This is a genomic window from Kitasatospora sp. NPDC127067 (assembly GCF_042724755.1).
GTDB lineage: Bacteria > Actinomycetota > Actinomycetes > Streptomycetales > Streptomycetaceae > Kitasatospora > Kitasatospora lactacystinica.
Map to the genome: position 1 here is coordinate 1 of NZ_JBHXEM010000226.1, position 7512 is coordinate 7512.

Below are 7512 nucleotides of genomic sequence, written 5' to 3' on the forward strand. Positions count from 1 at the left end.
TTCGACGGACACCAGCCCCACACCCCCGACGAAGTCCGCGAAGCACTCCAACTCGGCGCCGACACCCCCGTCATCACCCTCGACGCCCGCCGCCGCGACAGCGCCAAGAGCGCCCTCATCACCCTCGTCGAACACGCCCTGCTGGCCCGACTGCGGTGATCGCGCACGACCGTGGCCCGCGGGACCTCCGGCGAGGTCCCGCGGGCCACAGGCGCGTTCGGGGCGACTACTCGGTGGGCTCCAGGCCGGCCCGGATCAGGCCGTAGGTGTACGCGTCCTCCAGTGCCAGCCAGGAGGCGGCGACCACGTTGTCGGCCACGCCCACCGTCGACCAGGTGGCGGCGCCGTCGGTGGACTCGATCAGCACCCGGGTCTTGGAGCCGGTGCCGTGCTGGCCCTCCAGGATGCGGACCTTGTAGTCCACCAGCTCGAAGGTGGCCAGCGGCGGGTAGATGCCCTCCAGGGCCGCGCGCAGCGCCTGGTCCAGCGCGTTGACCGGGCCGTTGCCCTCGCCGGTGGCGATCCGGCGCTCGCCCTTGGCCCACAGCTTGACGGTGGCCTCGTTGCCGGTGAAGCCCTTCGGGCCCTGCTCGCTGATGGTCCGCCAGGACTCCAGCGTGTAGAAGCGGTCCCGGCCGCCGCGCACCTCGTCGCGCAGCAGCAGCTCGAAGGAGGCGTCGGCGGACTCGTAGGTGTAGCCGAGGTTCTCCTGCTCCTTCACCCTGGCCACCACCCGCCCGGCCAGGTCCCGGTCGCTGGAGAGGTCGTAGCCGAGCTCCTTGCCCTTGAGCTCGACGGAGGCCCGGCCGGCCATGTCGGAGACCAGCATCCGCATGGTGTTGCCGACCCGCGCGGGGTCGATGTGCTGGTAGAGGTCCGGGTCGACCTTGATCGCGGAGGCGTGCAGGCCCGCCTTGTGGGCGAAGGCCGAGAAGCCGACGTACGGCTGGTGGGTGGAGGGGGTCAGGTTGACCAGCTCGGCGATCGCGTGCGAGATCCGGGTCATCTCGGCCAGCCGGCCCGCGGGCAGCACCCGGCGGTCGTACTTGATCTCCAGCGCGCCGACCACCGGGAACAGGTTGGCGTTGCCGACCCGCTCGCCGTAGCCGTTGGCGGTGCACTGCACGTGGGTCGCGCCGGCGTCCACCGCGGCCAGGGTGTTGGCCACCGCGCAGCCGGTGTCGTCCTGGGCGTGGATGCCGAGCCGGGCACCGGTCCTGGCGAGCACCTCGGCGACGATCTCCCGCACGCCGGCCGGCAGCATCCCGCCGTTGGTGTCGCAGAGCACCACGACGTCCGCGCCGGCCTCGTGCGCGGTGCGGACCACCGACACCGCGTACTCGGGGTTCGCCCGGTAGCCGTCGAAGAAGTGCTCGCAGTCGATGAACACCCGCCGCCCCTGGGAGCGGAGGAACTCGACGCTGTCCCGGACCATCTCCAGGTTCTCGTCCAGGGTGGTGCGCAGCGCGAGCTCCACGTGCCGGTCGTGCGCCTTGGCCACCAGGGTGATCACCGGGGCGCCGGAGGCGACCAGCGCGGCCAGCTGCGGGTCCTCCGCCGCCCTGCCGCCGGCCCTGCGGGTGGCGCCGAAGGCGACCAGCCGGGCGTGCTCCAGCTCCAGCTCGGTGGCGGCGCGGGCGAAGAACTCGGTGTCACGCGGGTTGGCGCCGGGCCAGCCGCCCTCGATGAAGCCGACCCCGAACTCGTCCAGGTGCCGGGCGATGGCCAGCTTGTCCGCCACCGTCAGGTTGATGCCCTCCCGCTGTGCTCCGTCGCGCAGCGTGGTGTCGAACACGTGGAAACTGTCGTCGGTACGGGTGACCTCGGTCATGACCCCTGGTTCTCCGTTTCGGGGAGGAAGGTACTGCTCTGCCGGACTTTCTCGTCCCGGCTCCACTGTCCATGATCCCGCGCGCGGTCCCGGTGTCCCCGGGCCCCTTGTGAGGGCCGTCGGCCGGTCCGGGAGAAACAAAAAGACCCCTCGCGGGTGCGAGAGGTCTGCGCGCGGGTCTGGACGCTAGTGGTCGCTCCGCATCGGGTCGTGCGGGAAGCGGTCACTGCGGACCGGCGCGCCTGCTGCTAATCATCAGCGAAAGCGAGGACACGCTCGCAGTCTGGCACAGCTGCCCGGGATCCGGCCCGCTCGTCTCGCGATGCGAAACGGGCGGGCCGGGCCGGACGGGCGCGGGCCGGGCCGGGCGGGCAGGCGCGGGCCGGGCGGGCAGGCCGGAAGGGCGCGCCGGGCCGGGCGGTGCCGGACGGGGTGCGGCGATCAGACGATCTTGTGCAGCCAGTGGTGGGTGTCCGGGGTCTGGCCGCCCTGGATCGACAGCAGGGCCTTGCGCAGCTCCATGGTGACCGGGCCGGGCTCGCCGGCGCCGACGGTCCAGTCGGCGGCGGCGGACTTCACCGAGCCGACCGGGGTGATGACGGCGGCGGTGCCGCAGGCGAAGACCTCGGTGAGGGTGCCGTCGGCGTTGGCCTGCTGCCACTCGTCGGTGGAGATCCGGCGCTCCTCGACCGCGTAGCCGAGGTCGGCGGCCAGCTGGAGCAGCGAGTCGCGGGTGATGCCGGGCAGCAGGGCGCCGGACAGCTCCGGGGTGACGATCCTGGCGTCCTTGCCCTCGCCGAAGACGAAGTACAGGTTCATGCCGCCCATCTCCTCGACCCACCGGTGCTCGGCGGCGTCGAGCCAGACCACCTGGTCGCAGCCCTTCTCGGCGGCCTGGGCCTGGGCGACCAGCGAGGCGGCGTAGTTGCCCGCGCACTTGGCGGCGCCGGTGCCGCCGGGCGCGGCCCGGACGTACTCCTTGGACAGCCAGACCGAGACCGGCTTGATGCCGCCCTGGAAGTAGGCGCCGGCCGGCGAGGCGATGATCATGAAGAGGTAGGAGTTGGCCGGGCGGACGCCCAGGCCGACCTCGGTGGCGAACATGAACGGGCGCAGGTAGAGGCTCTGCTCCGGCTCGTTCGGCACCCAGTCCTGCTCCTGGCGGACCAGCAGCTCGACGGCCTCGACGAAGGTCTCCACCGGCAGCTCCGGCATCGCCAGGCGGCGGGCCGAGGCCTGGAAGCGGGCGGCGTTGGCCTCCGGGCGGAAGGTGGCGATGGAGCCGTCGGCCTGGCGGTAGGCCTTCAGGCCCTCGAAGATCGCCTGGCCGTAGTGCAGGGTCATGTTCGCCGGGTCGATCTCCAGCGGGGCGTACGGCGCCAGCTGGGCGTCGTGCCAGCCCACGCCCTCGGTCCAGCGGACGGTGACCATGTGGTCGGTGAAGACCCTGCCGAAGCCGGGGTTGATCAGCCGGGCCTCGCGCTCCGCTGCGGACAGCGGGTGGGCGGAGGGCTTGAGGTCGAACGTGATGGGCGCCTGGGTGGCCGTGCTCATGGCTGTTTCCTTCACCGTGGGGTTGGTCCGGGCCGCCACCGCTGCAGATACGTTTCGGCAAAATTCGCCGGAATGGACGCACAACGGCACGACCCACTGTCGATACTCGCATCCAGAGGGCCGTGCCGAACAGCTGTCCGCCCTTTTTTCGAGGGCGGCGAGCTGCGGTTATGCGGTCCGGCCCGCCGGGCCGGAAACCTTGTCGGATCCGGCCCGTCGGCCGGAACTCCGCTCCTGGGTCCGGCCCGTCAGCCGGATACTCGGGCGGCGAGCGCGTCGCCGACCTGGGAGGTGCTGCGGGTGCCGGAGCGCTCGGCCAGGTCCGCCGCCACCGCGGCCTCGACCCCGGCGGCCTCGGCGGCGAAGCCGAGGTGCTCCAGCAGCATCGCGACCGACAGCACGGTGGCGGTCGGGTCGGCCTTGCCCTGGCCGGCGATGTCCGGCGCCGAGCCGTGCACCGGCTCGAACATGGACGGGAACTCGCCGCTCGGGTTGATGTTGCCGCTCGCGGCCAGGCCGATCCCGCCGGTGACGGCGGCGGCCAGGTCGGTCAGGATGTCGCCGAACAGGTTGTCGGTGACGATGACGTCGAAGCGCTCCGGCTGGGTGACGAAGAAGATGGTCGCCGCGTCGACGTGCAGGTAGTCGGTGGTGACCTCGGGGAACTCCTCGCCGACCTCGGCGAAGATCCGCGTCCACAGGTGCCCGGCGTGCACCAGCACGTTGTTCTTGTGCACCAGGGTGAGCTTCTTGCGCGGCCGCGCCTGCGCCCGGCGGTAGGCGTCGCGCACCACGCGCTCGATGCCGTACGCCGTGTTCAGGCTGACCTCGGTGGCCACCTCCTGCGGCGTCCCGGTGCGCAGCGTGCCGCCGTTGCCGACGTACGGGCCCTCGGTGCCCTCGCGGACGACCACGAAGTCGATCTCCGGCTCGCCGCCCAGCGGGGACCGCACCCCGGGGAAGAGTCGGCCCGGACGCAGGTTGATGTGGTGGTCGAAGGCGAACCGCAGCTTGAGCAGCAGCCCCCGCTCCAGCACGCCCGACGGCACGCTCGGGTCGCCGATGGCGCCCAGCAGGATCGCGTCGTGCGACTTCAGCTCCGCCAGCACGTCGTCCGGCAGCGTCTCCCCGGTCCGGTGGTAGCGCCGGGCGCCGAGGTCGTACTCGGTGGTCTCCAGCTTCACGTCGGCGGGGAGCGCGGCACCCAGGACCTTGAGGCCTTCGGCCACGACTTCCTGGCCGATGCCGTCACCGGGAACAACTGCGAGACGAATGGTGCGAGACATGCTCGGACCCTACTCCGCCGTCCCAGGTACTGACACCTGCCGTCCACGATGCGGACTGCCGCGGGTCGTCCGCGGTGCAACCGGTGGCCGGCGGCCCCAGCCGCTCCGGCATCTCCGCATCGGCGGCCGCTGCCACCGGAACACGGCCGCGGGCCGAATCCCGCCGGTGCCGTCCCATCACCCCTTCGAGGGGGCGCGCGTGACGTCGGGGGCGCCTGGGGCGTGCTTAGGGTGGGCGGGTTCGGCGAAGCGCGTGGAACGGGGTGCGGATGGGCGAGCGGCGGCGGGAGGTGCTGGTCTGCGGGGGTGCCGCGGGGCTGGCCGCGGGCGGGTACGGGCTGGCGGCGGCGCTGAGCGGGCAGTGGCCGGCCGGGGCGGGGGCGGTCGCCGTGCCCTACCACGCCCACCTGTGGGACCTGCTGCACGGGCAGGCCGCCGGGGACCTGCTGGTCAACTGGAACAGCGGCTACGGCGCCCCGTTCCTGGCGGACTTCTTCGCCTACCTGATGAACCCCTTCTCCTGGCCCACCGCGCTGCTCCCCCGCGACCAGGGCCGGCTCGCCGTCCTCCTGGTCACCCTGGCCACCATCGGCCTCGGCACCGCCCTGATGACCCGGCTGCTCGGCCTCCTCCACCCGGGCCCGCGCCGGCTGCGGGCACTCGCCGCGGTCGGGTACGGGCTCTGCGCCTGGGTGCTGGACGTCGGCGGGGCGGCCCCGATGTGGCTCTGGGGCCTGGTCTCGCTGCCCCTGCTCGGCCTGGCCGCCGACTGGTGCCTGCGCGAGCGGCACTGGGTGGCCGGCGCGCTGTGCGTCGCGCTCGCCTGGGCGGGCAACCTGTACACCGCCGCGCTGGCGACCCTGGCGGCCGCGCTCCTGTTCGCCGTCCGGCTGTTCGCCGCCCCGCGCCCGCTGCGCCACCGGGTCCGGGCCACCGGCCGGGCCGTCACCATGGCCACCGCCGGGGTGCTGCTCGCCTCCCCGGTGCTGTTCGTCGCGGTGCTGGCCGCCCGCCGGGCCCAGCCGGAGTCCCCGGTCGAACCGCTCGGCCCGTCCGGCGTCGGCGCCCACCTCGCCCGGCTGCTGCCCGCCACCCACGGCGGGCAGCGGCTGCCGGACGTGGCGATCGGCGTCTTCGGCCTGCTGGTGGTGTGCGGGTTGCCGTTCAACCGGCGGGTGCGGCCGCGGGAGCGCGCCCTGTGGTGCACGGCACTGGCGCTGGTGGCGGCCGGCTTCCTCTGGACCCCGACCGTGCTGGTCTGGCACGGTCTGGCGATCCCGGCCGGCGGGCCGTACCGGGTGGCCTTCGTGCTCAGCGGGCTGCTGGTGCTGGCGGGCTGGGTCTCGCTGGCGCACCGTCCGGACCGGCTCACCGTGCTGGGCGGCGCCGCCGTGGTGGCGCTGATCGCGGGCCTGGCGGCGGGCCGGCACACGGTGCGCCCGGCCACCTGGGTGCTGCTGGCCGTCGGCGGCGCCGTCCTGGCGGCCGCGCTGTGGCTGCTGGACCGCCGGCACTCCGACCGGCGGGCGAACGCGCTGGCCACCTGGGTGATCGGCGGCGCGGTGCTGGGCAACGCCGTCTGGTCGGGGTACGCGGCGCTCGGCTCGGCCCCCTCCGACGACGTCTCCCCGGCGGCGGTCCGGGCCGGGCACGCGACGCTGCGCGCGGCCGACGACTGGCCGCGCGGCCGCAGCGACCCCGGGCCGCACGCCTTCACCCCGAACGACCCGCTGCTGCTGAACGGCCAGGGCGGCGGCTGGTTCAGCAGCTACCTGCCGACCGTCACGGCCCTGCTGCTGCACGACCTCGGCGCGGGCTGGACGGCCGGCGGGCGGCAGACCGCGAGCGTCACCGACCCGGTCGGGCAGGCGCTGTTCGGGGTCCGCACCCACCTCGACGAGGGGCCGGCGCCGCGCCCCTTCACGCCTGTCCGGGCGGCCGCCACGCCGCCGCTGGTCACCGTGCTGCCCCCGGGCTCCCGGCCGGAGAGGTCCTCGGTCTGGGCCCGGCAGGAGTCGCTGCTCGGCAGCCAGGTGTACGACGCCCCGCTGCCCGTCCCGGCGGGCGGGCCGGCGCCCACCCTGCACGGCACCAGCGGCTGGTCGGTGCCGGGCGGCGGGGAGGGCACGGTGTTCACCGCCGCCTGCACGCCGGGCGGGACGGCCTACTTCCACGGGCTCTGGTACCGGGGCACGGTCAGCGGCCTCGGCAGCGCCTTCCGCAGCGACGGCGAGCAGCCCACCACCGCCGTGCCGATCCACCGGCTGGGGACCGTCCCGGCGGACGGGGTGGTCCGGGTGACGCTGCGGTCGGACGTGGTGAGCCAGGTGCCCGCCCGCCCGATCGGCTGCCTGCGGGCCGGTGCCCTGGAGGCCGCGGTCGCCCGGCTGACCGCGACCGGCGCCACCCGGGTGGAGGCCGGCGGGCACACCCTCACCGCGGCCCTGCCGGCGGGTTCCACCGGCACCGCGCTGCTCTCCGTCCCGGCCACCGAGGGCTGGACCTGTGCGGTGGACGGCGGCCGCCGCGCCGCCCCCACGCCCGTGCTCGGCATGATCGGCGTCCCCCTGGGCGACGGCGCCTCCCGGATCGCCTGCGCCTTCCGGCCGCCCGGGCTCACCGAGGGCCTCGTCGTCGCCTCCGCCACCGCCGCCGTCCTCGCGCTGGTCGCCGTCTTCGCCCGGCTCTCGCGCCGACCCACCCGTCCCCCGCGCCGCGACCGCCGCCGGGCGGCGCGGCCGGCCGGAGCGTGACGGGGGCGGGCGGAGCGTGACGGGGGCGGGCGGAGCGTGACGGGGGCGGTCGAGCCGCCGGAACGTGCCGGGGCGGCCCGCCGGAGTG

General features: G+C 74.7%; 4 protein-coding genes and 1 pseudogene. 2 read left to right on the plus strand and 3 right to left on the minus strand.

Going from position 1 to position 7512, the window contains the following annotated elements; genetic code table 11:
* Nucleotides 1-159 (plus strand): annotated as a pseudogene (locus tag ACFWJ4_RS40165) (ATP-binding protein); the annotation flags it as partial.
* 67 nt (nt 160-226) lie between these two features.
* Here ACFWJ4_RS40165 and cimA read toward each other — a convergent pair.
* From cimA to ACFWJ4_RS40180, 3 genes are all read right to left on the minus strand, one after another.
* Entirely contained in the window at nt 227-1831 is a 1605-nt protein-coding gene (gene cimA, locus ACFWJ4_RS40170) for a citramalate synthase (RefSeq protein WP_380554061.1), read from the minus strand.
* Between the two features lie 441 nt (nt 1832-2272).
* Nucleotides 2273-3385, minus strand: coding sequence for a branched-chain amino acid aminotransferase (locus ACFWJ4_RS40175; protein WP_380554064.1), 1113 nt, complete (start codon nt 3383-3385; stop codon nt 2273-2275).
* A 248-nt stretch (nt 3386-3633) separates the two neighbouring features.
* Nucleotides 3634-4671 (minus strand): 3-isopropylmalate dehydrogenase, encoded by a 1038-nt coding sequence (locus ACFWJ4_RS40180; protein ID WP_380554067.1) that lies wholly within the window; start codon nt 4669-4671, stop codon nt 3634-3636.
* A gap of 269 nt (nt 4672-4940) precedes the next feature.
* Here ACFWJ4_RS40180 and ACFWJ4_RS40185 point away from each other — a divergent pair, with 269 nt between their 5' ends.
* Complete coding sequence (locus ACFWJ4_RS40185; RefSeq protein ID WP_380554070.1) at nt 4941-7424, plus strand: YfhO family protein; 2484 nt, start codon at nt 4941-4943, stop codon at nt 7422-7424.
* Nucleotides 7425-7512: the final 88 nt, after the last annotated feature.